Origin of the sequence: Caldicellulosiruptor naganoensis, assembly GCF_026914285.1 — a bacterium.
GTDB lineage: Bacteria > Bacillota > Thermoanaerobacteria > Caldicellulosiruptorales > Caldicellulosiruptoraceae > Caldicellulosiruptor > Caldicellulosiruptor naganoensis.
Genome location: NZ_CP113864.1, coordinates 1483557 through 1508113 on the forward strand (window position 1 = coordinate 1483557; position 24557 = coordinate 1508113).

The following is a 24557-nucleotide window of genomic DNA, read 5'->3' on the forward strand; positions in this document are numbered from 1 at the left end:
ACCTCCAAAATTTCTTATAAAGATAAGATCGTAGCCAAGTTATACATATACTCGTCAATGCTCTTTTGCATAGATAAAGCCTCATCAATGTCATAGTCAACAATCTTACCATCTTTTAGGGCAATTATCCTATTTCTCTTTCCTTCTCTGATTACTTCAACTGCTTTTGCCCCCATAAGACTTGCCATCACTCTATCATATGCAGTTGGTGAGCCTCCTCTTTGGATATACCCAAGGATGGTTGCTCTTGTTTCAATACCTGTTGCCTCTTCTATCTCTCTTGCAAGTTCTGTTGCCCCACCAATTCCTTCTGCTAAGATGATTAAATTGTGGAGCTTCCCTTTGTTTTTACCATCTATAATCCTTCTTATTATCTCGTCTTTGTCCAAGCCCTTTTCGGGTATCACAATTGACTCAGCACCACCAGCTATACCGCTGTAAAGCGCTATATAACCTGCATGTCTTCCCATCACTTCCAGAATGCTAACTCTTTCATGGGAAGTTGCTGTGTCTCTAATCTTATTGATTGCATCTTGGACAGTATTTAAAGCAGTGTCAAATCCAATTGTATAATCTGTGCATGCAATGTCATTGTCAATTGTTCCAGGAATACCAACTACATTTATTCCAAATTTACTCAAATCTCTTGCCCCTCTAAAAGAACCGTCTCCTCCAATTACAACAAGAGCATCAATCTTGAATATCTTACACATGGATGCTGCCTTTTTTAATCCATTTTCTGTCATAAATTCTGGAGACCTTGCTGTCAGCAGAATTGTTCCTCCACGCTGAATTATATCAGACACTGACCTTAAATTCATTTCAAATATATCGCCTTCTATCAGACCATTGTACCCACGTCTTATTCCCATTACTCTAAAACCATAGTAAATTCCTGTTCTCACAACAGCTCTTATAGCTGCATTCATTCCCGGTGCGTCTCCACCACTTGTAAGCACTCCTATTGTCTTCACTTCTGGCATACACGGTACCCCTTTCTGTAAATTTTAGAATCCTTTTTCAATAATTATATTGTGTGCTTCATTGACATCAGTTTCTGGCACAATAATTTCAAAATAGCCTTCCTGCCCCTCTTGAGAAATTGCCTTAATTTTTGCATGTATTCCTGCTTTTTCTAACTCTTCTCTTATTTTATTAGCTACTTCACTATTAGATGTTATATATACAACTTCCCACATAAAAACACCTTCTAAATTTATTTATTTTGGGATTCTGCAATCACAACCCCAAACTTTGTATAAATTTCTGCCTTGCCTCTTACCTTTATTGCAGATGTCACTTCAGTAAACTGGGCAAGTAACACCTCACCACTGTCGAGCTTTTCAGTGTGATGAAGCTTTGTGTCCTTGCCTCTTGTCAGCCCTATTACATTTACACCATTCTCCAACGCTTTCACTACTATATAGTCTCCATTTTTGTACTCGTATACATTTTCCATTATCCTTTCTCACCTCTTTTCAAATATTATAACAAAAAAGCCTAAAAATCAAGAATCTAAATCTTCAAGCCACACATTTTCCTCACCGAACCACTCTTTTAGTTGCTCAATCACAACGTCATTTATATCTATGCACATATTTGCTTTTGAAACAAGCCTTTTTTGCTTGTAATACACAATAATTTTAGAACTACCTGTAAAAAATTTAACAAAAGAGGTAAACTTTTTGGACTTCAAAATAGAGTCGTCGTCTGTCTTTATTGCAACTGCTTTATTAGATTTTTTTGGAGAAGATAAACTATCTTCTTTCTCACCAAGTCTATCTATTTTTTGTGCAATAATTTTCACACCTTCATCTTCTCTGTATGTGGCTTTTGCTTCAATCAATAAAATTGAATCTTCTTTCATTAAATGTGAATACTTTTCGTAAACGCTTGGAAAAAACAAAACTTCTAAAGAATCGGTCAAATCTTCCAATTTTGCAAATGCCATTGTTTGGTTGTTCTTGGTAAGTTTTATTTTTACCTCTTTCAAGACTCCACATACAAGTATTTGCTGGTATTTGTACTCATCTTCTTCTGTCATATTAGAAAGTTCAGCTAAATTCACAACATTGTATTTTGAAATCAAATCTGCGTACTTTTCCAATGGATGACCAGTTATATAGATTCCTATTGCATCTTTTTCCATTTGCAAAAGTTCCTCAGGACTCGGTTGAGGAAGGTTTTTGTATGAAAAAAGCTCTATGTCACTGTTAGATATTTCAAAAAACGTCACTTGATTTGCACTTTTCTTTTGCAATTGCTTAATTGTAAGAATATCTTCCACAGAAGCTAAGAGTGAATTTCTGTTTACCTTCGTAAAATCAAAAGCTCCACTTTTTATTAAGTTCTCAATAATTCTCTTGTTCACCGTATTAGTATCTACTCTCATTATAAAATCATATAAGTCCTTGAACTCTCCATTCTGTTCGCGTTCTTTTAAAATATGAGAAATGACATTTTCGCCTAAGCTCTTTATTGCTCTCAAACCAAATCTAATACTATTCCCCTCGATTGTAAAGTCATAGCTACTTTTGTTTATATCAGGTGGCAGGACCGAAATTCCAAATCTTCTACACTCCTCAATATACATTCCAACCTTTTCATTTGAGTTCATTACACTTGTAATTAAGCTTGTCATAAATTCAATGGTAAAGTATCTCTTCAAATAAGCTGTCTGATACGCCAAAATAGCATAAGCTGCTGCATGAGACTTGTTAAATGCATAGCTTGCAAAGTCCTCAATTATTGCAAATATCTTTTCTGCTACCTGCCTATCAACACCGTTGGCAACAGCTCCTTCAATAAATCTATCTCTCTCTTCCATCAAAATGTCTGCTTTTTTCTTTGCCATTGCGCGTCTGACAAGGTCCGCTCTCCCAAGTGAATAGCCTGCAAGTTCTCTAAAAATCTGCATAACTTGCTCTTGATAAACTATACATCCGTACGTAACATTTAAAATTGGCTCAAGTTTTGGATGCAAGTACTCAATTTTCCCTTTATTGTTTTTGTTTTGAATATATACTGGAATCTGGTCCATAGGACCTGGTCTGAAAAGAGATATTCCTGCTATTACGTCCTCTAAATTTTCTGGTTTTAATTCTTTCATGAACTGTTTCATACCACTGCTTTCAAGCTGGAACACTCCATTTGTATTTCCTTCGGAAATGAACTGGTAAACATTCTTGTCATTGTAGTCAATTTTGTCAAGGTCAATTTCAATGTTGCGATGTTTTTTTATAAGTTCTAAGGTATTCTGAATGACAGTGAGAGTCCTCAATCCTAAAAAGTCCATCTTCAAAAGTCCAAGCTCTTCTAAATTGGTCATTGGGAATTGAGTAACTATAGCATCCTCTGTTTTTGCTAAAGGAACCAGTTCGGTAATCGGACAGTTTGAAATAACAACTCCTGCTGCGTGAACTGAAGTGTGGCGTGGCATTCCCTCCAGACTTTTTGCAGTGTCAATTATTCTTCTGACAGTGTCGTTTTGATCATACAATTTTTTAAGGTCATAATTTATCTCAAGCGCCTTATCAATTGTCATGCCAGGTGAAAAAGGTATCATCTTTGCAATCTCATCAACTTGCGCATATGGTATACCAAGTGCTCTTCCCACATCTCTTATTGAGGCTCTTGCTGCCATTGTACCAAATGTTATTATTTGGCTTACTCTATCTTTACCGTACTTGTTAGTAACGTAATCAATTACTTCTTGCCTTCGTTGATAGCAAAAATCAATATCAATATCAGGCATAGAAACCCTTTCAGGGTTCAAAAATCTCTCAAAAAGAAGATTATACTTGATTGGATCGACGTTTGTAATTCCAAGACAATATGCAACTATGCTTCCTGCCGCAGATCCTCTACCAGGCCCGACCATTATATTGTTCTGTTTTGCAAAGTTTATAAAATCGTGGACAATCAAAAAGTATTCTGTAAAACCCATGTCTCTTATCACACTTAATTCCATTAAAAGTCTGTCATATGCTGCTTTGTCTTCTTTTGAATATCTTTTTTCAAAACCAGACAGTGCTAACTCTTTGAGATACTCAAACGCATCAGATTTTCCTTCTGGTAGTTGAAATTTTGGAAGGTTAATCTTTCCAAATTCAAATTCAACGTTACATTTTTCAGCAATCTCCAACGTATTCTTAAGCGCCTCAGGAACATACCCAAATATTTCTTCCATCTCTTCAGGAGATTTGAGATAAAACTCATTTGTAGGAAACTCCATTTTATTGCTATCATGTATTGTTTTACCTGTCTGAATACAAAGCAATATTTCGTGAATTTCTCTATCTTCTTTTCTTAGATAATGTACATCATTTGTAGCTACAAGAGGAATCTGGTATTTTTTAGAAAGTCTTATGAGTTCACTATTTACAAATCTTTGCTCTTCAATTCCGTGATATTGAAGTTCTAAATAAAAGTTGCTCCCAAAAGTATCTTTGTAAAAACTAATCGCATCAACTAATTTTTCCTTTTGGTCTCTGAGAATTAATTTAGGTATCTCTCCAGCAAGACAGCTTGTCAGCGCAATTAAACCTTTTGAATACTTAGAAAGGATTTCCCTGTCAATTCTTGGCTTATAATAAAATCCCTCAATAAATCCCAGTGAGACAATCTTTGAAAGGTTTTTGTACCCGTCATTGTCCATTGCAAGAAGTACCAAATGATGAATATCATTGTCAATATTTGGTTCTTTGTCAAACCGTGAACGAGGAGCAATATATACTTCACATCCTATAATTGGCTTTATTCCATGTTCTTTTGCTGCCTTGTAAAATTCAACAACCCCATACATAGCTCCATGGTCTGTTATCGCAATGCTTTGCATATTAAGCTGTTTTACTCTTTCAAATAAGCTTCCTATCCGAACAGCTCCGTCAAGCAAACTATATTCTGTATGCACATGAAGATGTACAAAACTCATCTTTTATTACACCTTTCTTGTCTTCAAAGTTCTATATCTTCTAAAACATCAACTATATAATAGTGAAAATTCAATGCCAAATCTATATCCTTTTTGTATGGAAGTTTTCTACCTTCACTGTCATAGAGAACTCTCACGATAGGGCGAGATGGAAACTTGGGGTTGTTATGTACAACAATTCCCTTTTCTCTTGTATTCAATATCACAGGTGTCCCTATTGGGAATAGTGATATAAAAGTAACAAACTTGGATACAATATAGCTGTCAAAATGGGTTGAACATGAATTTAAAAGATATTCTACTGCTATGTGGGGTTTTAGACGTTTTCTAAACTCCCTGTCACTTACAAGTGTATCAAACACATCTGCTACTGCAACTATCTTAGCTGTCTGGGGTATCTCATCTCTTGTTTTTCCAAATGGATATCCACTTCCATCCAGTCTTTCGTGATGATAAAGGGCAATTTCAGCCACTTGCTGTTCAAATTTGTACTCAGAGTTTAAGATATCATACCCAATAATTGTGTGCATCTTTATCATTTCATACTCTTTTTCTTGTAGAGGACCTTTTTTGCTTAAAATGGTTTTTGGGACCTTTACCTTGCCTATATCATGAAGTAATGTGCCCATTCCAAGTGCCAGCAGCTTGTCATAGTCATAATTCAGCTTTATTCCAACCAAAAGTGCAAAGACGGTAGTGTTAAGTGAGTGAAATAGCGTATAGTTTCCCACCGTTCTGATATCACAAAGGTTTAGTACAACTTCTTTTTGCTCAATAAGTTGTGAAATAATCTTGCTAATAAGTAGCCTTATCTCAGGCGTAATCTCTTGTGAATTAATATACTCTAAACTGAAAGCAGTGTTTACAACTCTAAATGCCTCCTCTTTGATCTCCTTGGTGATAACGTCTTCTATTTCAACTATGTCTGTATTGTCATCTACAATATAGATATCATATACACCAAAGTCCTTCAGCCTTTTTATTATACTGCTTGTAAGTTTTTGACCAGAAGCAACCAAAATCTTTCCATCTTCGCTATAAATGTCTTTTGCAAGTATCATATTCTCTTTGGCGTTTTTAAGTATAATCCTTCTCATTGTATTCTCCCCTATATTTGTTTTCTTTTTTTCTTAAAATGAGCCTATCAGTCACAATAACATCAAGCTCAACATCATGCTTTTCAGCAAAAATTCTTGGTACCATCTGAAAATAATATGCAATACCCACTTTTAAACAGGAGGAAGTTACTTCTCTTAAAAACCTATCATAATAGCCTTTACCAAACCCTATTCTATTCAAACTCCTATCAAAAGCCAATAAGGGAATTATACAAATGTCTATATTAGATGGATTTACCTCTATTGTTTCTTTTGGTTCCACAATTCCAAACTTGTTTCTTTTTAATTTACTATCTTTCCTGTATTCTGTAGCAATCATTTTTTCTTTGTCAACAATTTTTGGAACACAAATCTTTTTACCTTTTGCCGTAAGGTATTTTATAATCCTACTTGTATCAACCTCATCTGGCAAACTCATATATATAAATGCAGTGGTAAAATCCAACTTTGATAGAAACTTCTTTAGGTTAAGATACACCAGTATATCAAGGTGTAACTTCTGTAAGCTGTCAACAAGTTTTCGCTTTACACCAATTATTTTCCTTATCTTTTTCTTTTGCAATAGAGAATTCACCCTTTGCAATTTTTAATTTATCACATTTTTGGGAGGAATTAAAATACTTTTTCATAAGTAAAAATAGCCCTGAAAGTTTTCTCAGGGCTATTTTTCTTATCTTAGTCTTCATTTACTACTTTTCTATTTTTATAGTATCCGCAGCTTGGGCAAACTCTATGTGGAAGTTTCATCTCATGGCATTGAGGACATTCAACAAGATTCGGAGCTTCAATTTTCCAATTTGCTCTATGTTTATGAGTTCTTTGCTTTGACCATCTTCTTTTTGGTTGAGCCAACCTTCACACCTCCTTCTTTTCATCTGTGTCAAGCATATTTTTTAGTGTTTTTAAAATGCTAAGTCTTGGGTCAATCTCATCTCTTTCACACGAACACGAACCAAAATTGAGATTAGTGCCGCAAATAGGACATAAACCTTTACAGTCTTCTCTGCATAAGTATTTCATCGGAAGATACAACACAATAGTTGCAATTACATTTTCGTCAAATTCTATCACATCGTTCTCAAATTGAATTACCTCATCATCTTTAATCTCAGCATTGTTTGAATATTCTTCATAAAATGGAACATCGACATCAACAAAAGTATCTTCCGCACATCTGTAACAACTTGTTTTAAGTTTTGTTTTGATATTACCACTTACTTCAATCACATTTCCTTTCTTTGTTGCAACTCCATAAAAACTAACTGGTTCAACAAAGAATAAGTTATCACCCCTAAATTCTATCTTTTCCCAATTTTCGCAAAATTCAAATTCTTCTGAATCGCCATTTGATTTAAGTTTTGACACATCTAATCTCATCTTTTTGTCACCTCATATCATAACGGTTGTATTATAAACTTTTATTTGAGTTTTGTCAATTCATTATTGAACTGTAATAGAATCTTTAATGGCTTCAAATATCTTATCTCCTATACCATTTACGTTTTTTATCTCTTCTATACTTTTAAACGGACCGTGTGTTTGTCTATACTCTATTATTCTTTCTGCAAGTTTATCACCTATTCTATCAAGAGTTTTTAGTTCTTCTTTCGAGGCAGTATTTATATTTATTTTACCACTCTGGCCAGGGAAATTTGGAGTGTTTTGTGTAGTCTGAGAAGACAGAATGGTTTGATTCTGTATCTCACCAATTTTGGGAATGTATATCTTCTGGCCATCTTGTATTTTTTCAGCAAGATTTATAGCATTTAGGTCACTATTTGGTAATAAACCTCCGGCTTTTTCTACCGCATCATTTACTCTACTACTACTCGGAAGTTCATAAACTCCTGGCTTTCTTACATTGCCGCAGACATACACTACATAGTAGTTTTGTTCCTGTGTGTTTTGGTCTATCTGTGAACTTTCCTTTTCTTGTTGCTGCACCTGTTCAGTTTGTGTATCAAGCAGTAATTGATAACTATCATTTCTATCAGTAACTGAGTATTTAAAGTATTGTATAATATTTAGCACAATAAGTAGCCCAATTATGGCAATCATTATTTTTTCTCTTTTTGAAAATGAAAACATACTTTCACCTTCCTTCTTTAAAAATAGGACATGAGAAATGTTCACAATTGACTTAATTTAACTGCATAATATATACTTATTTTATCATAGATATCAAAAGTTTTTGAAGGAGGCATCATGTTTTAATGACACAAAAGTCTGAAAAGCTTTTTTTTAATTCTTTGAAGATCGCTTTATTAGTCTTTTTAATTTTGCTCATCCCGGTGCCAGTTTATTCAACACAAGAAAGTAATAGCACATTACCCGATATAAGTGCCAAGTCGGCAATTCTTATCGACGCATACACTGGACAGTTACTTTATCAAAAAAATCCAAATTTAAGGTGTTTTCCAGCAAGCACAACAAAAATCCTAACAGCTCTTGTTGCACTTTCTAAAGAAAAAGACCTGAACAAAACTTTTAAAGTGTCTAAAACCGCCATAATGATAGAACCTGGCAGTAGCAGTTACTACCTTAACGAAGGTGAGACAATATCTTTTCAGGATGCTCTTTATGCAATGCTCTTAATATCTGCGAATGACGCTGCCAATGTGATTGCTGAAAATATCTCTGGCAGTATACAAGAGTTTGTTAAAGAGATGAACTTATTTGCTCAAAACATAGGTGCAAAAAACTCTCATTTTGTAAATCCAAATGGGCTTCACAACCCACAGCATTACACAACAGCTTATGACCTGAGCTTAATTGCTCGGCAAGCTTATAAAAATGAAATTTTACGAAAGATTATGTCAACTGTTGAATACAAAATTACAACAGCTTCAATGCACAAAAAACCTGATTGGCAAATTATATATAATATCAACAAACTTTTGCGAAAAAATTCAAAGTATTATTATCCATATGCGAATGGTATGAAGACAGGCTATACTGCTCAGGCAAAAAGATGTTTGATTGCCTCTGCAAAAAAAGATGATATAGACCTTATTGCAGTGATTTTAGCTTCTGACGACGCCTTTGCCGATGTAATTAAGCTTTTTGATTACGGTTTTAATAATTTCAAAAAAGAAGAATTGTTTAAACAAAATCAAATTGTTGGAAAGGTAATGGTAGATAAAACTAACAACAAATGGATTGAAGGATACATTAAATCTCCATTCTTTATTCTAAAAAATCAAAGCTCAAATTCAAAAAAACAAGACGTCACTTATCATGTAGACTTTCTCAAAGATATCAAACCACCAATAACCAAAGATACTGTAATTGGAAAAGTATACATTTATAGTAGCGGATATTTGCTAACTTCAATTCCTGTACTCTCATATGAAAGTTACATTCCTCAATCAAAAGTTACAACGTTCGTACATAATGTAAAAAGAGGGTTTGTCAAAGGAATGAAGTTTTTATTTTATGTGCTATTCATTCTTTCGGTACTTATGATTATTTTTATAGTAGCAATTATTATAAAACTGAGAAGAAAAAAAGTAAAGCTAAGGCTAAGGTCAACAAAGACAATAGACTTTTCTTCGTTTGTAAACAAAAAACTAAAATAAAAAATGAGGGTCAGGACTTTTCTTGACTTTGTCAGTTAGGAGGAGTTTTTGAGCTAACAAAAAATAACAAAGTCTTAATTTATGCGGGTTTTGAGAATAGAAAAATAAAAAATTTTAAAAATTGTAGTGGCAAATTATAGTCTGAAATATGCTATAAATACTTGACATTTTGAATATTTTGTGGTACAATTACTCAAAATACCTTTGAGGAGTTACCATATGTTTGTCAAAATAACTAATGCTGGCGGTTACCAGTATGTTAGATTAGTCGAAAACTATCGTGAAAATGGCAAGGTAAAACAAAGAGTGTTATTTAATTTTGGTAGACTTGATCTTCTCAAAAGTGATCCTGCTTTTAAAAACATTGTAAGAAAACTATCCGACATTGTTGAAAAAACAACTACTGGAAATACAAAAGCTGTTACTATTGAATCTGAAGAGGATGTATCGGATGCAGTTATAAAAAATTGGGGATACATTGTATTCAGAAAGTTATGGGAAGAACTTGAAATAGATAAGTTTTTAAAAGAGAGAGCAACAAAAGGGAGAAAGATAAAATTTGATGTAGACAAAGTAAGTTTTTTAATGACCATACAGAGATTGATAGAACCTATGAGCAAACTAAGAACTTATCATCAGAGAAATAAATATTTTGGATTTGAAGAGGATATAGATTTAAATCAGTTGTACAGGTGTTTAGATTTTCTTGACAGTATAAAAGAAGATTTAGAGACGTATCTGTATCAGAAAAATAGGGATTTATTTAAGATGGTAGTTGATGTAGTTTTTTATGACGTGACGACAATATACTTTGAGAGTTGTAGAGCCGATGAACTTAAAAATTTTGGTTTTAGCAAAGACAACAAGATAAATGAAGTACAGGTTGTGTTAGGGCTTTTGGTAGACAAAGAAGGCAGGCCGATAGGTTATGAACTTTTTCCTGGCAATACAATAGATAGCAAAACAATGGTAAAGATACTGAGGAAACTGAAAGAAAAATTTAGTATAGATAAGATAGTGATAGTAGCAGACAAAGGGCTCAACAGCAGATTAAATTTAAAGATGATAAAAGAAGCGGGATACGATTATATAGTAGCAAGCAGATTAAAGAATGCAAGTAAAGAAATTTTAGATGAAGTATTTAAGCAAGAAGGATATAAAAGGCTTGATGGAAAAAGTTGTTTGAATGCTGAAGAAATTTATGGAGATGAATTCAAATATAAGGTATTGGAAAGAACAAATGTTATCAAGGATGAAGAGTGTAAAGAGTTTAAAATAGAAGAGAGACTGATAATAACCTATTCAAGCAAGAGAGCTAAGAAAGACAAAGAAGACAGAGAGAGATTGGTATCAAAAGCCAAAGAGCTTTTAGAGAACAAAGGAAGTATAACAGCCTCAGAGAAAAAAGGTGCGAGGAAATATTTGAAGAAGAAATCAAAGTCAGAAGAATATGTATTGGATGAGGAAGCGATAAAACGAGATGAGAAGTTTGACGGTTACTATGCAATACAAACGAGCAAAAAGGATATGGATGTAGAAGAAGTTTTAGGAGCATATCACGATTTATGGAAGATAGAACAGTCTTTCAGAGTAATGAAAAGCTGTTTAGAAGTACGACCGATATATCACTTTACAGAAAGCAGAATAAAAGGACATTTTGTGATATGTTTTTTGGCATTTTTATTACAGAGGACATTGGAATATATTTTGAGGAAAAAAGGTAAAGGAATAAGTAGTGAAGGGATAATGAAAGCAATAGATTCAATGAATTTTATTGAAATAGAGATAAAAGGGAAGAGATATTTGATAAAGCAAAGGACAGAAGGAGGAGCTGGAGATATACTGAATGTGATGAAGATAAAGGGGCCAAAAAATTTCATTACATATGAGGAAGGCTTAGAATTTATTGGTATAAGGAAATGATGTAGTGACAAAATTGAGGTCCATATTTTGTCAATCCCAGTCCTCCCAAGCTTTTTGAGTTTCAAACTGACAAAGTCAAGAACAAAAAACTAAAATAAAAAAGAGGCTGTCCAAAAACAATAATTTTTAATAACCAAAATCAAGCATTTGATGGTATTTAATGTTAATATTGAACTATGCAGTAAAAAGCAAGAGGGTTGGCTGGCAATTTTGCCCCAACCCCCTATTATTATCTTTGCCAATCTTTCTATGTTATAGGCAATACAAACCAAACTCTACTTTAGCTTCACACCCTTCATACCCCTGAGCAGGAATCTCCTAAACCCTTTATTGTTCTTTATTATCCCAAATACTGTCTCAACTTCTATCTTCCTTTTTTCGTAAATCTCTTCGCCTTCTCTACTTAACAGCCTTTGCCTCACCTCTTCCTTCAATTTCTCTAACCTCGGTCTTATACTAAATCTCTTCTTCCATCTCTTACCTTTATAACATTTTTCTCTGTGTTCACAACCATTACAAATATCTTCACATTGATATACCTTCTCATAACTTACAAATCCTCTCTCATTTGCACTTATCTTCGGATATAAGTATTTCACCTTCTTACCAGCAGGACAAATATATGCATCTTCTTCAGCTATGTACTCCCAGTTCCTTACATTGAAAATATCCTTCTTAAATCTTCTTGTCTGTTCCAAGTCAAATGTGTTATACTTAATGTAGCTATTTATGCCACATTCTTTCAGATGAAGGTAGTTTTCTTCAGACCCATAGCCACTGTCTGCTACAATGTTCTTTGGCATGAAACCTGTTATCTTCGTCACAAGCTCAAGGTGTTCCTTTAGACAGACAGTGTCTGTGGGACTTTGGTGGATGCTAAAACCTATGACAAATCGGTTCTGTGTGCCGATTTGTACATTATACCCGGGTTTTAGCATCCCATTTTTCATATGGTCATCCTTCATCCTCATAAATGTGGCATCATTGTCTGTTTTTGAAAAACTATTCCTGCCATTTAAGATCTGCTCATAAGACTCATATTTCTTGAGTCTTAATACGCAGTTGTTTTGGAGAGTTTTTACAAGCTTTTTCACTCTCCTTTCTTTCCTTTTGCTCCCAAAGTTAGCTTCTGCTATCTTTTGGGAGAGTTCTTCAACTTTTTGTTCAAGCTCTTGGCTATCATAATCAGCTTCTAAATTGACATCCAACTCGCCAAGAATTCTGTCTTCTTCCTCATTTATCCTCTCTATTTCATTAAGAATTTCTCTTACTTTTTCTCTTAATTTCTTTTTGTATGTTCTTGTACTTCTTGCCCATACAAATGTATACTTGTTCGCATTTGCTTCAATCTTTGTCCCGTCAAGGTAGTAATACTCAAAGTTTACATACCCCAGTTTTACAAGAAGTTCAATAACTTGTGCGAAAATCTCTTCAATGCAATCACCTATTATCTCTTTTCTGAATCTATTGATAGTTCTGAAATCAGGGGTTTGAAGTTTTGAAAGCCACATAAAGGTTATATTCTCTTGAAGTGCTTTTGCTATCTTTCTTGAAGAGTATATCCCCTGTATGTAAGCATAGATAAGTACTTTCAAAAGCATCAAAGGATGGTAGCTGGAAGTCCCACCACCTTTGTATTTCTCTACTATGGTTGAGATATCTATTTTATCAATGATTTTATCGATTGCTCTTACTAGATGAGTTTGAGGGATAAAGGCTTCAGGGTCGATTGGCATTATTAATTGGTTGGGGTTATATTCTTTGAAGACTATTTTATCATGTTTGCGTGGCATATTAATCCTCCTTATGTAATCATTTCTGAGATATTATATCATAATTATCTCACAATGTAAATACAGTAAAAATAAAGAGGCTGTCACCTCATCTTTTTAGACAGCCTCATTTTTTATCATCTTACTACTATATTAACAAGCCTATTTTTGACATATATAAATTTTACAATCTCTTTCCCCTCTAAAAGAACTTTCACCTTCTCGTCATTCATAATCTTTTCTTTTAGCTCATCCTCAGAAATATCTGTAGGAATCTCAAATCTTGCTCTTACCTTGCCGTTTATCTGAATAGCTATCTCAACATTCTTTCTAACAAGTGCACTTTCATCATACTCTGGCCATGAAACATCTTCAATGTCGTCTCCGAACCCCATAATCTCCCACAGTTCACATGCAATATGAGGAGTAAACGGATATATCAAAATTAAAAGATTCTTAAGTGTCTGTAAAATCAAATCTCTATTTAAAGTTCCTTTTTCTTTGTAATCGTACAAGAAGTTTAAAAGCTCCATAATACTACTTATTGCCGTATTGAAACTAAACCTCTCTCCAATATCTTCCGTAACCTTTTTGATGGTGTAATTTAGCCTGTAGTTCAACTCATCGTCAAGTTCAGACTTACCTGTCAAGCTATTATCAGAAAGCTTATCTTTTAGCTCAATATATAGTCTCCAAAGCCTATTTAAAAATCTAAAACACCCTTCTACACCTTGGTCTGACCACTCCAAATCTCTCTCAGGCGGTGCTGCAAAAAGGATAAAGAGTCTTGCTGTATCAGCCCCATACCTTTCAACTATCTCCTCAGGACTTACAATGTTGCCAAGAGACTTTGACATTTTAGCTCCATCTTTTAATACCATACCCTGGGTCAAAAGATTTTTAAACGGCTCTTCAAATGGCACATACCCCAAGTCATAAAGCACTTTGGTGAAGAATCGCGAATACAAAAGATGGAGTATTGCATGTTCAACTCCACCAATATACTGGTCAACAGGAAGCCAGTAACTTACAAGTGATTTTTCAAAAGGCTTTTCTGAATTTTTAGGATCTGCATACCTAAAATAGTACCAAGATGAACATATAAAGGTGTCCATTGTATCAGTTTCTCTTTTTGCAGGTCTTCCACATTTTGGACAGGTTGTGTTTACAAATTCTTCACAGTAAGCAAGTGGTGACTGTCCAGTGGGTTTGAACTCAACATTGTATGGCAAAAGTACAGGAAGCTGGTCTTCTGGCACAGGTACAATTCCACACTCATCGCAATACACAATTGGAATTGGTGCACCCCAGTAGCGTTGACGAGAAATTAGCCAATCTCTTAGTTTATAAGTAACACAAGCCCTGCCACAACCCTTTTCCTCAAGATGTTCGGTAATTTTTTTCATAGCATCTCTGTTATCCAGGCCATCAAACTTACCCGAATTAATTAAAATTCCTTCTCCTTCATATGCACTCTGAAGATTCTCTATGTCAACCTGCTCTCCTTTTATTACAACCTTTATTGGCAGGTTATATTTTTTGGCAAACTCAAAGTCTCTCTGGTCATGAGCTGGAACACCCATTACTGCACCTGTTCCATAGTCCACAAGTACATAATTTGCAATCCAAATAGGCACCTTTTCTCCTGTCAGCGGATGAATAGCATAACCACCTGTGAACCGACCCTCTTTCTCTGTTTCTGTTGAAGTCCTTTCAATTTCGTTCAAATACTGCATCTTTTCAATAAACTCAAGACATTGCTTTTCTTGTGGTTTCCCTGCAATTATCTCTCTCGTAAGTGGATGTTCTGGAGCTAAAACCAAGTATGTCACACCAAAAAGTGTATCAGGTCTTGTGGTAAACACTTTAACCTTTTTATTCAACCCTTCTATTTCAAATTCTATCTCTGCACCTTCACTTCTTCCAATCCAGTTTCTCTGCATAACCTTAACTTTTTCAGGCCAACCTTCAAGTTTTTCTATATCACGAAGGAGTCTCTCTGCATAGTTGGTTATTCTAAAGAACCACTGCTCTAAATCTTTCTTCCCAACAAGAGATTTACATCTTTCACATCTTCCATTTACAACCTGCTCATTTGCCAAAACTGTTTCACAAGATGGACACCAGTTAACATAAGACCTTTTTCTGTATGCAAGACCAGCTTTGTAAAATTGCAAAAACATCCACTGTGTCCATTTATAGTAGTCAGGATGACATGTAGCAATTTCTCTGTCCCAATCATAGCTAATGCCAAGCTCTTTCAGTTGCCTCTTCATGTTCTCAATGTTTGACCATGTCCAATCAGAAGGATGAATTCCGTGTTTGATAGCAGCGTTTTCAGCAGGAAGCCCAAAAGCATCCCACCCCATTGGATGAAGCACATTATATCCTTTGAGCCTCATAAAACGGGCAAATACATCGCCAATTGAATAGTTTCTTACATGTCCCATATGAAGTTTCCCAGAAGGGTAAGGAAACATCTCAAGCACGTAATACTTTGGTTTCGGGCTGTTCTCTGTCACTTTATATTTATTTTGTGAGAACCACTTTTGCTGCCATTTCTTCTCAATTTCTCTAAAATTGTATTCCATAAAACATACCCCCATCAATTTTATCTTTTGAGTACTTCAAAAGGTTACATTGCTATTTCAACTTTTTGTGCGTCTATCCATAATCTTTCTAAATTATAAAATTCTCTTTCTTTTTCATGAAAGATATGAAGAATTATATCGCCGTAGTCAACAACAACCCACCTATAACTTTCTCTTCCTTCGATTCTAAGTATCTGAGCAGGCGATTTTTCTTCAATCTCATCAACAAGCGCCTTCACATGCTGAATATTTGATGCACTGCATATTATAAAGTAATCCGCTATTATTGTGAGTTTTGATATATCCAACACTACAATATCTTGTGCTTTTTTTTGATTGAGAATTTCCACAATCTGAAGTATCTTTTCCAATTTAATTATGTCACCCCTTCTTACTTTACTTTAATATACACATCAAATTTATCACTGTAATCAGGTGAATACACAATTTGGTAAGTGGAAAGATCAATATCGTTTTTCAGCAATTCTAAATACTTTCTATTCACCCTCTTTAGCTCAACTTTGTTCTCTTCAATCTTACTTGCCCTCCCAATTTCCACATTTGAATATCCTTTAGTTTCAAGGTCATTTTTGAGCTGACTTATTCTGTCGTCAATAGAGGTTGATAAGATTTTAATCCTAATACTATCTTTTAACACATCGGGTTCATTCAGATCATCTATCAAAGCTTTGCAATTTTCTTCATCGATGATGTAATAAGAAACCTTGTCAATATACTTGGAATAACCTGGTAAGATTGTCATCATAATATTCTGCATATTGAACTTCCCAACATTTTGGACAAACCATATCATTTCACCTTTTGTAAAATTGTGGTCTGTATACTTAGAAACTGTCTGCACTATTACTGGAAGTCTCACTATGTTTTGTGGTTTTAGCATCTTTTCAATGAGAGCATACACAAACTTTCTTTGCATTTCGATGCGTCCCAAGTCTCCGCCTTTTCCATATTCTTTGCCGTTGGAATTATGTCGCCAGCGCAAAAACTCAACAGCCTTTTCCCCATTAAGGTGCTGAAGACCAGCAGGAATGTCAATATAAAGCTCTTTGCCAGGTGTTGTGTCCACGTAATAAAGATGAAACGGTACTTCAACATCAACTCCGCCCACCAAATCCACTATCTTCTTTACAGCTTCATAATTCACAGCAACATATTTGTCAATCTTTATCCCAAGAACGTTTTCTACTGTTTTTACAGCAAGCTCTGATTTTCCATAGGCATAAGCAGCATTTATCTTTGAATACCCTTTTACTCCTTCAATCTTTACCCGTGTATCTCTTGGTATTGAAATTGCAATTATCTGAAAATCTTTTTGTATATGAACAAGCATTATAGTATCTGACCTTCCACCCTGTTTTTCATCACTTCCCAACACAAGAATATTCATAGGAAGGTTATTTTCTATATCAGCAGGCTCAGTATTTGTAACCCTTTCAATTATTTCGCTTAAAAAAGGTGGCGGTGTTTTTGTTTGTTTGATATACAACGCAGTTGCTATGATACCAGCAAGAATAACAGCTATTGTAATCAAAAAAGAAACCAAAAATATCTTTGCTTGTTTGTGAAGTCGAATCCTCTTCAATTGTCTTCCCCGCTTTCTTTAAGAATTAATTGATTTCTCGCAAAAATAGTAGAAGGGTGAATAAGACCGCCTTTTTCAATTACATATTTTATAGTATTGTCCATAGCCATAATCACTGCTTTGTCAAGATCTTCAAAGGACTTTTTCCTGAGGATTTCAACTGATTTGAATTTTCTTGAAGGTTCAATTAAATCAGCAACATAAATAATCTTTTCTAATTTTGTCATATTCTCTCTTCCAGTTGTGTGATAAGCAATGGCATTCAATATCTCACTATCGTAAATTTCAAAAAGCTGTTTAGCAAGATAACTTCCTGCTGGACCATGTAAAAGCTCTGGTTGATTTATCATTATGTTATCTATAACTATACCAGATTTGAAAGCATAATTCAACAACTCTTCTTTCTCAAGGCATTTTGCACAGTCATGAACAAGCCCTGCAATCATAGCCTTTTGAACATCTTCTCCAAACTTTTGAGCAAGTAAAACTGCATATTCCATTGTTCCCAATGAATGGACAAACCTTTGCTCATCTAAAAGCTCTTTTAGTTTTTCTTTGATTGTGTCAATATTCACTCTTTATAAAGCCCCTTTCTTATTATATATTCTTCCACCTTTGGATGCACCATATATTTTATGCTCTTGTTTTCTTTTACCAGTCTTCTTATCTCTGTTGAAGAAATATCGATAATCGGCATATCTATAAGAACCATTTCTGCGCTATACTTGTAGGAAAACTCTTCAATTTGTCTTTTTATTAAATTTTTTTTTCTCTCTCTTGGCAGAACAATTATGGGAAATTCTTTTAAGATCTCTTCCGCCTTGTACCATTTTGCTATCTCAAAAAGGTTATCACTTCCTATAACAAAATATACCTTCTCATAAAAGAGAGCAAAATATTCCAATGTATTTATAGTAAAACTGGGACCTTCATTTTTAATCTCAAAGTCACTTATTTCAAAGTCCGGATTGTCTTCAATGGAAAGTCTTACCATTTCATATCTGTCTTGTGGTAATGCAATGTTAAAGCTTTTATGGGGTGGTATACCATTTGGTACAAATATAATCTTGTCGACTTCAGAAAAATTTCTAACATATTGTGCCATAATCAAATGCCCTATATGAATTGGATTAAATGTTCCGCCAAATATAGCTACCTTCATACATAAGCTCCTTGAATTCATCACCATATCTAAGATATTATAATAAAATAAATCCTCCTAAATCTCAAGAAAATTTGAGAAACGACCGTTGCATAATTATTCATTTAGGTGTATAATTTTATAAAAATCTATAAAGTGAGGGGAATTGTAAATGCAACTTAATAAGGTAGTACTCGCGTATTCGGGTGGACTTGATACATCTGTGATAATACCATGGCTAAAAGAAAACTTTGGTTGTGAGGTGATTGCGGTAGTAGTTGATGTTGGACAGGAAGATGACTTTGAAGCTATAAAAGAAAGAGCCTACAAAACTGGTGCATCAAAAGTTTATATAGAAGATGCTAAAGAGGAGTTTGTAAAAGAATATATATTTCCTACTTTGAAAGCCGGTGCAATTTATGAAGGGAAGTATCTTCTTGGTACATCAATGGCAAGACCACTTATTGCAAAAAAACTCGTTGAGATTGCTAAAAAGGAAAATGCTGATGCCATTGCTCACGGCGCAACAGGCAAAGGTAATGATCAAGTACGATTTGAAGTAACAATAAAGGCACTTATGCCAAATATAAAAATAATTGCTCCTTGGAGAATGTGGAACTTAAAATCACGCGAAGATGAGCTAAATTATCTTGCCCAAAAAGGTATAGACATTCCTTTCAAAAAGGAAGAAAGCTACAGTATGGACGGGAATATATGGCATCTTTCACATGAAGGACTTGAGTTAGAAGATCCTTGGAATATGCCTGATTTTGATAAGGTGTTGAAGATTACAAAAAATCCTCTTTCTCTAAACGATCAACCAGAAATTGTAGAAATAGAGTTTGAAAAAGGTATTCCTGTAAAAGTAAATGGAAAAGAAATGAATTGTGTTGAACTTATTAAGTCCTTAAACAAAATTGGGGCTGAGCATGGTATTGGGATTGCTGATATAGTTGAAAATAGGCTTGTTGGAATCAAATCGCGTGGCGTATATGAAACACCAGGGGGTACAATTCTTTACTATGCTCATAGAGAATTAGAATATCTCTGCCTTGACAGAAACACATTGCATTTTAAGGAAATGGTAGCTATCAGGTTTGCCGAACTTGTATATGATGGACTTTGGTTTTCACCTTTAAGAGAGGCACTCTCTGCATTTGTTGACAAAACTCAAGAGGTTGTAAATGGTACAGTAAAACTTGTGTTGTACAGAGGTAATATTTACTCTGCTGGTTCAAAATCACCAAATTCACTGTACATCAAAGACCTTGCAACATTTGAAGAAGACCAGATGTACAACCAAAAAGATGCAGAAGGCTTTATAAATTTGTTTGGCTTGCCTTTAAAGGTATATGGAATGGTAAACAGAAAGGAGGATGAGTAGAATTAAACTTTGGGAAGGAAGATTTTCAAAATCTACATCAGAGATTTTTGACCAATTTAATGCATCTATTTTAACTGACATAAAATTTTTCGAATATGATATTGTGGGCTCTGTTGCCCATGTTAAAATGCTCGCAAAGTGTAATATTATCCGTGAGGATGAGGAAAAACTTATTATAGAAACACTTTATCAAATATTAGAAGATTTTAAATCAGGAAAAATCAAATTTCAAATCACTGACGAAGATGTTCATATGTTAATTGAAAAGGAACTAATAAAGAGAATAGGAGAAGTTGGTAAAAAGGTTCATACAGCAAGAAGTAGAAATGACCAAGTTACACTTGATGAAAGGTTATTTTGTCGTGAAAAGAACTTGTATCTTCAAGAGCTGGTAAAAAAGTTGATAAATACTATCATAAAATTGGCTGAAGAAAACATAGATTCAATTATGCCAGGATATACACACCTTCAAAAGGCACAGCCAGTACTTTTTTCTCACTATATTCTTGCATATGCACAAATGCTGAAAAGAGATTTGTTGAGATTAAAGCAAAATTTTAATATGATAAATCAAAATCCACTTGGTGTTGCTGCTTTGGCAGGAACAACATTTGACATAGACAGGTTTTTTGTGGCAAACCAGCTTGGTTTTGAAGGCGTAACAGAAAATAGTATAGATACTGTATCTGATAGGGACTTTATTCTTGAGATGTTATTCATTTGTGCCATGATTCAGATGCATCTTTCACGACTTGCAGAAGATTTCATTATATTTAACACAGATGAATTCAAATTTATTGAGCTTGATGATAGCTTTTGCTCAGGCAGTAGCATCATGCCTCAAAAGAAAAATCCTGATGCTCTGGAGCTTATCCGCGGCAAGACAGGAAGAGTATACGCAAACTTGATTGGACTTTTAACAGTACTAAAGGGTTTGCCTCTTTCATACAACAAAGATTTGCAGGAAGACAAAGAATTTTTATTTGATTCCATTGAAACAGTAGAAATGAGTTTAATAATAATAAATGAAATACTCAAAACTCTCAAAATTAACAAAGAAAATATGACAAGTTCCTGCAAATCTGGATTTATCAATGCAACAGACCTTGCAGATTACTTGGTTACAAAAGGAGTAGCTTTTAGAGATGCCCACTTTATTGTAGGAAACATTGTAAAGTACTGCATTGAAAGCAGCAAAACATTAGAAGACTTATCGTTAGAGGAATATAAAAGATTTTGTGAGAAGATTCAAGAGGATGTATATCAATTTATAAATATTGAAACCTGCGTAAATCGGAGAAAAAGCTATGGCGGAACTTCGCTGGAGAGTGTGAGAAAGCAAATTGATAATCTAAAAGAATTTTTAAAAAACTTAGAATAATACATTGAAAATGAATTAGATTTAAGGTGGGTGTTCAAGGTGGATGCTGAACACTCACCTTTTTTTGTTTTTTGTAGCCAGAATCTATTTAGATTTTCAAGAAAGACTATAAAAAGTATAGTTGACAAAATATCGATAGTGGTATATATTTTATGTTTGTAGCAAGAAAATCCAAAAATTTAATAGTTAGCCGTTTGCAAAATGCATAAAGGTATAAACAATAAAATGGAAGCAGAGTAATAAAGAACAAGAAAAATGAGAAGTATTTACACCAATAGTTACCAAAAACAACATTATCAACAATAAAAGAGCAGGCTAAAGAACTGGTAAATAATACTAAAAGCAAAGAAGACAAAACTATCTCAAACCCTTTTAGAAAGTAACTTTAAAAGGGCTTTTAGAAGAGGCAATTTATATTGAATAAAAAATGCAAATTTTTAAAAGTTGAAATCAAGTGCAAACTATGAGTTTTTTAAGTTTTTGAAGTTTTTTATAGGTAATAAATTTTTGAGACTTTAGGATAGCAAAAGAGAGAATAAAAATAAGGAGCATACAAATTGCAGAGAGCAAGAAGTCAGAAAAAAAGAGAGATATGGTCGCGGGAGAACAAGGTATCATGACCGAGTGAAGATTTAAGCTGGAAGATAGTTTGCTCTATAGTAACTTTTGAATGATAGAGTTTTTCGAACTGGATAGAGTTTCTGTTGATACCGGGGCAAAAGCGCAAGTTGGCATCTGGGTAGGTGTAGAATATTTTGCCCGATTTAGAAGAAGTACAGGGCTCAGGGCAAGAGCAGGTGCGTTTATTATCTTTGAAAGAGGAGAGAGGGCAGCGCCACTTAATTCTTGGCGAGCGATTTTTACCCCTGCACATACCTTCACATTTGAAAGGTAGATTGAATTTATTACAAATTGGAGTGCCATTTCAGAGGTAGGGGTATTAGAAGTAGATTTAGAGTTTCTGGGATTTAGAGGGATAATAGCTTTTGAGAAATTGAAGTTTTTGAATATAGTGGAATAGATAGAATATGAGTCAAGTGCACTGTCAGCGATAAAAGTAGAGAAAGAGTCATTTGTGAAGTTTTTCTTTAATGATATTAAAGCAGGGACAAGAGCTTTTGAGTCGGAGATAGTTTTAGACAGAGCAGGGTCGAGAGAATTATTGAAAGAATGAGCGGTAGCAGGGGAGATTACAAGATGTATACCAAAGGCATTTGTGAGGATGGCAAATTTAAAGCCATAGCAGAAGTGTCCATTGGCTAACATAAGTGAGAAACAGGAGAAGCAGAAGCGAACTTGGGGAGGTTAGAATATGTAAGTGAGTAGATGACAGGTGTTTTGACGTCAGGGTTTTGAAATTTAGTTTTTTAAGTTGAGACTGGATAAATTTAGGGTTATTTTCTTTGAGGATAGGTTTAAGTGCAGTAGTATCGAAGATAATGGTAGAAGCAAGTTCAGGATTTAGCTGGGAAGATAGATTTTGAGCGTATTTTGCGATATTGTAGAATAGAGTTTCTATTTCAGAGCAAAAGAATTTTCTGAATCTTGAGAAGGTAGAGATAGAAGGGACTTTAATAAGGTTACAGAAGTTTCTAAGTTCAAAGGAGTTAAGGAGAACAGCACAAAGCTGAGTGAGAGTAGATAGTTTAAGTATTTTTTGGACGAAGAAAGCGCATAGTATAGACTCTAATGAGAATTGTCTATGTTTACCGAAGTAGTGGTAGTAAGCTTTGTAGAAGGATTGAGGGATGAATTGAGAAAGGTCGATGAAGTTATTGAAGAAGCCAAGGAGCGAGTGAGGATTGTTGAGAGCGACGTTTTTTAACGTGCTCATAGAGTTCTAAGAAAGAGAGTTGTTTATGATGGTGTTTAAACATTTTAACTTCCTCCTCATAGAAAGTATGTTTTATATAGATAAATTTTACACTATCTATGAGGAGGAAGGAAGACTTTTTTAAAGATTCTAAAAAGCTTGATAACGCTCATCTTGAGCGTTTCTGCAAAAGGCTAAAAATTTAATAGTATAAAGGAGGCGTTTTGTCATGTTGTTTTGTACTTTCATTAATAGTTCTTAGATGTTAAAAAATTTATTTATTATATTGAATTTGCAAACTCTTCTCATAGCAGTATATTTGTTTTATATGTTCTCACTACAAGTATTAATAAGGATGACCAGAGTTTTTAGGTATTGGATATTCTGGGTAACGCTCATATTGAATGTTATGAACAGAACTATAAAGGTTTCAGTAAGTGCCCTAATAGTTTTATTGTTTATAATAACTGGAATAATTGCATTTGCACAAAGTAATGTGACTGGAGATTTAATGAAAAAAGATGTGAATCAAGTTGTAAGGAACAATGAGGTTGAAGATATTAGAGGTAATATAAATTATGGAGCATTAATAAAAACAACAGATGTTGAGTACTTTATGACTAAAGTAAATGGGTATATTCAAAATAAACCCAATGCTACAGAAGACGAAATTAACAACTTTCTGAGAAAAGAAATAGCGAATAAATATTTGTCGAAGGAAAAAATTGATGTTAATAATTCTAATAAGATAATGGGGTCATCTGATTATCCTGGACTACCTGACTTAAATCAAAAAGAACAAGAACTATTTAATCAAAATCCCATTAAAGGATTAAAAGCAATATGGGCTGGATATAAAGCTGATACTGAAGCTAGAGAAAGATATAATGATTCAGTATTACACAATGGCAATGGCGATGCATTTAGACATGCATATTGGAATGCATTAATGGTTAAGTATATTGATTATAGCTGGGCTTATGATTGGGCAACAGCTCATGAAGAAGGCGCTACTGGACAGTCTGCTATTGAAAAAGAAATGGATTTATATAATAATATGATGGGTTGAACGTTAGTGCTTGGTAATGAATCAAAATCTGATGAAGAAATTGCCGATATAATACAAAATGCAGTCAGAAACGGAAAGATGAAAAGAATTGTAGATAATAAATTAGCTCCAACTAACTCTGAAGGAGAGAAGTAATCATGAAAAAAGTTGCATTAATAAATCTAATAATTATGATTTTAATTCTTCTGTCGCTCATGTTTTTTTTTGTTTGAATTTAATGGAAAATATAGTTTAGTTGCTCACAGTGAAGG

The 24557-nt window shown here is 34.2% G+C and carries 20 protein-coding genes and 2 pseudogenes; 6 read left to right on the forward strand and 16 right to left on the reverse strand.

The genetic code is table 11. The features are described from left to right. Positions 1 to 14 precede the first annotated feature (14 nt). The 9 genes from pfkA to OTJ99_RS07375 all read right to left on the reverse strand — a co-directional run bounded on the left by pfkA (position 15) and on the right by OTJ99_RS07375 (position 8139). A complete protein-coding gene (gene pfkA, locus OTJ99_RS07335; protein WP_045164666.1) occupies positions 15 to 983 on the reverse strand; it encodes a 6-phosphofructokinase in 969 nt (322 codons plus the stop codon). Positions 984 to 1007: 24 nt separating this feature from the next. Then, the gene (locus OTJ99_RS07340) at positions 1008 to 1199 is read right to left on the reverse strand and encodes a DUF2007 domain-containing protein (RefSeq protein WP_045164665.1); all 192 of its coding nucleotides are present in this window, start codon (positions 1197 to 1199) and stop codon (positions 1008 to 1010) included. Between the two features lie 17 nt (positions 1200 to 1216). Then, complete coding sequence (mtrB, locus tag OTJ99_RS07345) at positions 1217 to 1459, reverse strand: trp RNA-binding attenuation protein MtrB (protein ID WP_045164664.1); 243 nt, start codon at positions 1457 to 1459, stop codon at positions 1217 to 1219. A 48-nt stretch (positions 1460 to 1507) separates the two neighbouring features. Further along, a complete protein-coding gene (locus tag OTJ99_RS07350; RefSeq protein WP_045164663.1) occupies positions 1508 to 4933 on the reverse strand; it encodes a DNA polymerase III subunit alpha in 3426 nt (1141 codons plus the stop codon). Positions 4934 to 4956: 23 nt separating this feature from the next. Continuing rightward, positions 4957 to 6030: an HD-GYP domain-containing protein gene (locus OTJ99_RS07355; protein ID WP_045164662.1), complete on the reverse strand. Its 1074-nt coding sequence runs from the start codon at positions 6028 to 6030 to the stop codon at positions 4957 to 4959. Beyond that, a complete protein-coding gene (locus tag OTJ99_RS07360; RefSeq protein ID WP_045164661.1) occupies positions 6011 to 6613 on the reverse strand; it encodes a 5-formyltetrahydrofolate cyclo-ligase in 603 nt (200 codons plus the stop codon). The genes OTJ99_RS07355 and OTJ99_RS07360 overlap by 20 nt, the downstream gene beginning before the upstream one ends. Before the next feature lie 113 nt (positions 6614 to 6726). Further along, a complete protein-coding gene (rpmF, locus tag OTJ99_RS07365; RefSeq protein ID WP_011917343.1) occupies positions 6727 to 6903 on the reverse strand; it encodes a 50S ribosomal protein L32 in 177 nt (58 codons plus the stop codon). A gap of 3 nt (positions 6904 to 6906) precedes the next feature. Further along, entirely contained in the window at positions 6907 to 7428 is a 522-nt protein-coding gene (locus tag OTJ99_RS07370; RefSeq protein ID WP_045164660.1) for a YceD family protein, read from the reverse strand. A gap of 63 nt (positions 7429 to 7491) precedes the next feature. After that, positions 7492 to 8139, reverse strand: a complete 648-nt coding sequence (locus OTJ99_RS07375; RefSeq protein ID WP_045164659.1) for a helix-hairpin-helix domain-containing protein — start codon at positions 8137 to 8139, stop codon at positions 7492 to 7494. 125 nt (positions 8140 to 8264) lie between these two features. On the opposite strand from OTJ99_RS07375, the gene OTJ99_RS07380 reads away from it, so the two are divergent. Both OTJ99_RS07380 and OTJ99_RS07385 read left to right on the forward strand, forming a co-directional pair. Then, positions 8265 to 9629, forward strand: coding sequence for a D-alanyl-D-alanine carboxypeptidase family protein (locus tag OTJ99_RS07380; protein WP_045164658.1), 1365 nt, complete (start codon positions 8265 to 8267; stop codon positions 9627 to 9629). Between the two features lie 219 nt (positions 9630 to 9848). After that, positions 9849 to 11552 (forward strand): IS1634-like element ISCsa8 family transposase, encoded by a 1704-nt coding sequence (locus OTJ99_RS07385; protein WP_045164601.1) that lies wholly within the window; start codon positions 9849 to 9851, stop codon positions 11550 to 11552. Between the two features lie 89 nt (positions 11553 to 11641). Here OTJ99_RS07385 and OTJ99_RS07390 read toward each other — a convergent pair. The 6 genes and pseudogenes from OTJ99_RS07390 to nadD all read right to left on the reverse strand — a co-directional run bounded on the left by OTJ99_RS07390 (position 11642) and on the right by nadD (position 18680). After that, positions 11642 to 13345 (reverse strand): annotated as a pseudogene (locus OTJ99_RS07390) (IS1182 family transposase). A 116-nt stretch (positions 13346 to 13461) separates the two neighbouring features. Beyond that, positions 13462 to 15915 carry a leucine--tRNA ligase gene (leuS, locus tag OTJ99_RS07395; RefSeq protein WP_045164657.1) on the reverse strand — a complete coding sequence of 818 codons (2454 nt, stop codon included), beginning with the start codon at positions 15913 to 15915 and terminating at the stop codon, positions 13462 to 13464. Between the two features lie 44 nt (positions 15916 to 15959). Beyond that, positions 15960 to 16286 (reverse strand): ribosome silencing factor, encoded by a 327-nt coding sequence (gene rsfS, locus OTJ99_RS07400; RefSeq protein WP_083943485.1) that lies wholly within the window; start codon positions 16284 to 16286, stop codon positions 15960 to 15962. Positions 16287 to 16306: 20 nt separating this feature from the next. Continuing rightward, positions 16307 to 17518: an LCP family protein gene (locus tag OTJ99_RS07405; protein WP_045164655.1), complete on the reverse strand. Its 1212-nt coding sequence runs from the start codon at positions 17516 to 17518 to the stop codon at positions 16307 to 16309. Further along, on the reverse strand, positions 17515 to 18093 hold the full coding sequence (yqeK, locus tag OTJ99_RS07410; protein WP_045164654.1) for a bis(5'-nucleosyl)-tetraphosphatase (symmetrical) YqeK: 579 nt from the start codon (positions 18091 to 18093) through the stop codon (positions 17515 to 17517). The genes OTJ99_RS07405 and yqeK overlap by 4 nt, the downstream gene beginning before the upstream one ends. Next, complete coding sequence (gene nadD / locus OTJ99_RS07415) at positions 18090 to 18680, reverse strand: nicotinate-nucleotide adenylyltransferase (protein ID WP_045164653.1); 591 nt, start codon at positions 18678 to 18680, stop codon at positions 18090 to 18092. The genes yqeK and nadD overlap by 4 nt, the downstream gene beginning before the upstream one ends. A 151-nt stretch (positions 18681 to 18831) precedes the next feature. On the opposite strand from nadD, the gene OTJ99_RS07420 reads away from it, so the two are divergent. Beyond that, positions 18832 to 20043, forward strand: coding sequence for an argininosuccinate synthase (locus OTJ99_RS07420; protein ID WP_045164652.1), 1212 nt, complete (start codon positions 18832 to 18834; stop codon positions 20041 to 20043). After that, complete coding sequence (argH, locus tag OTJ99_RS07425) at positions 20036 to 21424, forward strand: argininosuccinate lyase (RefSeq protein WP_083943484.1); 1389 nt, start codon at positions 20036 to 20038, stop codon at positions 21422 to 21424. The genes OTJ99_RS07420 and argH overlap by 8 nt, the downstream gene beginning before the upstream one ends. Before the next feature lie 450 nt (positions 21425 to 21874). On the opposite strand, the pseudogene OTJ99_RS07430 reads toward argH, so the two are convergent. Beyond that, positions 21875 to 23301 (reverse strand): annotated as a pseudogene (locus tag OTJ99_RS07430) (transposase). A 345-nt stretch (positions 23302 to 23646) separates the two neighbouring features. Here OTJ99_RS07430 and OTJ99_RS07435 point away from each other — a divergent pair. Together OTJ99_RS07435 and OTJ99_RS07440 are read left to right on the forward strand one after the other, a co-directional pair. After that, the gene (locus OTJ99_RS07435) at positions 23647 to 24306 is read left to right on the forward strand and encodes a DUF6973 domain-containing protein (RefSeq protein ID WP_408612533.1); all 660 of its coding nucleotides are present in this window, start codon (positions 23647 to 23649) and stop codon (positions 24304 to 24306) included. A 6-nt stretch (positions 24307 to 24312) separates the two neighbouring features. Beyond that, entirely contained in the window at positions 24313 to 24441 is a 129-nt protein-coding gene (locus OTJ99_RS07440; protein WP_268748475.1) for a hypothetical protein, read from the forward strand. Positions 24442 to 24557 lie beyond the last annotated feature (116 nt).